Annotated in this window: 4 protein-coding genes; all 4 read left to right on the forward strand. The window is 36.5% G+C overall.

Annotation, left to right across the window (positions count from 1 at the left end):
• Positions 1-287 precede the first annotated feature (287 nt).
• Positions 288-839 (forward strand): hypothetical protein, encoded by a 552-nt coding sequence (locus K8V80_RS07870; RefSeq protein ID WP_276776781.1) that lies wholly within the window; start codon positions 288-290, stop codon positions 837-839.
• Positions 840-905: 66 nt separating this feature from the next.
• Positions 906-1,460, forward strand: a complete 555-nt coding sequence (locus K8V80_RS07875; protein ID WP_276776783.1) for a hypothetical protein — start codon at positions 906-908, stop codon at positions 1,458-1,460.
• Positions 1,461-1,600: 140 nt separating this feature from the next.
• Positions 1,601-3,148 carry a type I restriction-modification system subunit M gene (locus tag K8V80_RS07880; RefSeq protein ID WP_276776785.1) on the forward strand — a complete coding sequence of 516 codons (1,548 nt, stop codon included), beginning with the start codon at positions 1,601-1,603 and terminating at the stop codon, positions 3,146-3,148.
• The coding region (locus K8V80_RS07885; protein ID WP_276776788.1) for a restriction endonuclease subunit S at positions 3,145-3,667 on the forward strand (523 nt) is incomplete at its 3' end. The genes K8V80_RS07880 and K8V80_RS07885, both read left to right, overlap by 4 nt.

Below are 3,667 nucleotides of genomic sequence, written 5' to 3' on the forward strand. Positions count from 1 at the left end.
TTTGACACCGACATCGTAACGTCATGTCGGTGTCATGATGTTACGATGTCGGTGTCATAGTTAGGAGCTAGTTCCGACAAAAGAACCTAAAAACAGAGTTTACACGTTGTGGCACAAAGTATTACAGAGTAGTATTTTTCAATTCTCTAGTTTGGTCTTTTACGTGTTAAAATTCAAGGTTCAATCCTCAATTTTCACAGAGAAAAGAGAGTGATACAGAAATTATAAAAATATTGATATTACTTTTTGTATCTTAATCAAAAGAAATCCCTTAAAAATCATAGATCATGAAAAAGATACTCTTTTTATTCCTCTTCGCCGTCACCCCTCTTTTGGCAAAAGCTCAGTTTGAGCTTACTTATCATGGGTTTAAAAACTCCGTTGATGCTAGTAACTTTTTTGAAGTCAGCACCCCCAATGCTAGTCAAGAAGAGATTTACAATCAGGTTCTAACCTATTTTATAAGTCGCAAAAAGATAGGGGATGAAATACAAGAGTATAAAAATAAAGACTGGATTACTTATTCCACAGAATCTCCCCAACAGATTAAAAGAGGACTTGGAGATTCTTATACCTTGGCGTATGAAATAACCGTACAAATAGAGGATGGTAAAGTTAAAATAGTATCTCCTATCATAGAATGTTATGCTTACGGAGCAGCAAATAACATATTATACCGTCTGTTTGTAAGTCCAGAGGTTGCCCGTGGTAGCGAAGGCTCTTCTAGTTATCTATTCAAGAAAGACGATGAGCCTTCAAAGAAGAATATGGTTGCAGACATTGAACAGATTATCAATACAGAAGTGCAAAAGTTGGCAGATACTTTGACAAATAAATAGTCTGCCTACTCTTCAATCTGTCCTTATTTATAAACTCATACTTTACTCCAAAAGACAAAACTCATTATGAAAAAGATACATTATCTCTTCGCCCTTATTCCCCTACTCCTTTTGGCTTGTTCCAATGACGACAATAAGGCAACAACCTACCCCATAGCACTATGGGACATCTGGAATTTCAACTCGGTAGAATATAAGATTCAAACCAATAACCCCACAGTAGATAGCTATTTAGCCGATGAAATTCAAACCTATTTTAGTAAAGAGGGCTTCTTCAAAAGACTAGAACTTACCAATCGCTATCAGTTTATTGCTCAGATAGACGACACACAGACCTACAATAGAAAATACAAATTGCTGGGAGATGAGATTACGGTTTACTTACCCGAGGAAGAAGAGTCCGAGATTTGGAGTAAAGAGCCTTGGACCTTTACTTTCTTCACTCAGTCGAGCCAGTTGTTTATGAAATTGAATCAGTGGGAATTGTCTAGCCTTGAAACGTGCATCCGTAACCATGCCGTAGATCTATCTGAAGAGGAAATCTTAAAACTGATAGAAACAACTCGCATAGAAGATATACAAGTAAATGTTGTTTACAATCGGATAGAAAAGACAAAATAGAGAGTAAGAGGGATAAAGAATTACGCCTCTTTTTAAGGTTTTATAGGTTAAAGAAAGGTATATACATTATTTTAAGTTAAATTAGTACCTTCAATTTATACGGACAAAAAAACCGTAGAGACTATTTATTATAAGATAAAATGACAAGTTCAAATCAACGAAAAGAATTACAAGCTAAAATATGGAAGATAGCCAACGATGTGCGTGGCTCTGTAGATGGATGGGATTTTAAGCAGTTCGTACTAGGAACGCTCTTCTATCGTTTCATTAGTGAAAATTTTTCCAACTATATGGAGGCTGGCGATGACAGCTTTCATTATGCTAGTTTACCCGACGATATCATTACTCCCGATTTAAAAGACGATGCTATTAAGACGAAGGGATATTTTATTTATCCGAGTCAGCTCTTTAAAAATGTAGCCCATACTGCCAATACAAACACCGACCTCAATACCGATTTAAAAGCTATTTTTGATGCAATAGAGAGTTCGGCACTAGGCTATGCTTCGGAAAAAGAGATTAAAGGATTGTTTGCCGATTTTGATACAACTAGTACACGACTAGGAAACACCGTTGAGAACAAAAATAAACGTTTGGCTGCTGTATTAAAAGGAGTAGAAGAACTCGATTTTGGAGACTTTGAGGAGAACCAGATTGATTTGTTTGGTGATGCCTACGAGTTTTTAATTTCCAATTATGCTGCAAATGCAGGGAAATCGGGTGGAGAGTTTTTTACACCCCAACAAGTCTCTAAGCTGATAGCACAACTTGCTATGCATAAGCAAACTTCTGTCAATAAAATTTACGACCCTGCGGCGGGTTCGGGATCCTTGCTTTTACAAGCTAAAAAACATTTTGATAACCACATTATTGAAGATGGTTTTTTTGGACAAGAGATTAACCATACCACCTACAACTTGGCTCGTATGAATATGTTCTTGCACAACATCAACTACGATAAATTCAATATTGCTTTGGGTGATACACTGATCAATCCTCAATTTGGTGACGATAAACCTTTTGATGCGATTGTATCCAACCCTCCTTATTCGGTGAAATGGATAGGAGATGATGACCCTACTCTTATTAACGATGATCGTTTTGCTCCTGCCGGCGTATTGGCTCCTAAGTCGAAAGCCGATTTTGCTTTTGTACTCCATGCGTTAAGTTATCTATCGAGCAGAGGGAGGGCTGCTATTGTCTGTTTCCCTGGAATATTTTACCGAGGTGGTGCCGAGCAGAAGATTAGAAAGTACTTGGTGGATAATAATTTTGTGGAAACGGTTATTTCTTTGGCTCCCAATCTATTTTATGGAACCTCTATTGCTGTCAATATCTTAGTGCTCTCCAAGCATAAGGCGGATACGAAAACTCAGTTTATTGATGCGAGTGGTGAAGATTTTTTCAAAAAAGTAACCAACAATAATGAGCTAACGGATGCACATATTAAAAAGATTATGCAAATCTTTGATAGCAAAGAGAATGTGAAATACATAGCACAATCCATAGACAACACCCAGATAGCAAAGAACGACTACAACCTCTCAGTGAGCTCGTATGTGGAGTTTGAAGATACACGCGAAAAAGTGAATATTGTGGAGCTCAATAAAGAGCTAGCCGCTACGGTGAAGAAGATAGACCAGCTTCGCACTGATATTGATGCTATAGTAAAGGAGATTGAAGCATGAATTATCTAGAGAAATTATTAGATGGGGTTGAGGTGGAGTGGAAAGCCTTGGGAGAAGTTTGTGAAATAAAAACGGGGAAAGGAGTTACTAAAAAAGATTCTTTAGAAACAGGAAAATATCCTATAATAAGTGGTGGAAAAGATCCTATGGGATATATTGACTCTTATAATAGAAAGGAAAACACAGTTACAATATCAAGAGTGGGAGCTAATGCTGGCTATGTGAGTTTTATTAGTAATAAATTCTATTTAAATGATAAGTGCTTTTCAATTATACCACATAGTTCTGTTAAACTAAATATTAATAGTAAATTTTTATATTACTATTTAAAATCAATTGAAGAACATATAATTCGATTACAAAGCGAAGGAGGTGTACCAACAATTAATACATCTAAGCTTTCAATTCTTTATATTCCTATACCCTCTCTCGCAATTCAACAGAAAATAGTTGGTATCCTAGATACGTTTAGCGAACTTACAGCAGAGCTTACAGCAGAGCTTACAGCAGAGCTTACAG

The organism is Bacteroides coprosuis (genome assembly GCF_020741705.1).
GTDB lineage: Bacteria > Bacteroidota > Bacteroidia > Bacteroidales > Bacteroidaceae > Bacteroides_E > Bacteroides_E coprosuis.

What these genes read in the sequence shown, in the direction of transcription:
- K8V80_RS07875 (WP_276776783.1), top strand. Translation starts at nt 906, where the DNA reads ATGAAAAAGATACATTATCTCTTCGCCCTTATTCCCCTACTCCTTTTG.
- K8V80_RS07880 (WP_276776785.1), top strand. Translation starts at nt 1,601, where the DNA reads ATGACAAGTTCAAATCAACGAAAAGAATTACAAGCTAAAATATGGAAG.
- K8V80_RS07870 (WP_276776781.1), top strand. Translation starts at nt 288, where the DNA reads ATGAAAAAGATACTCTTTTTATTCCTCTTCGCCGTCACCCCTCTTTTG.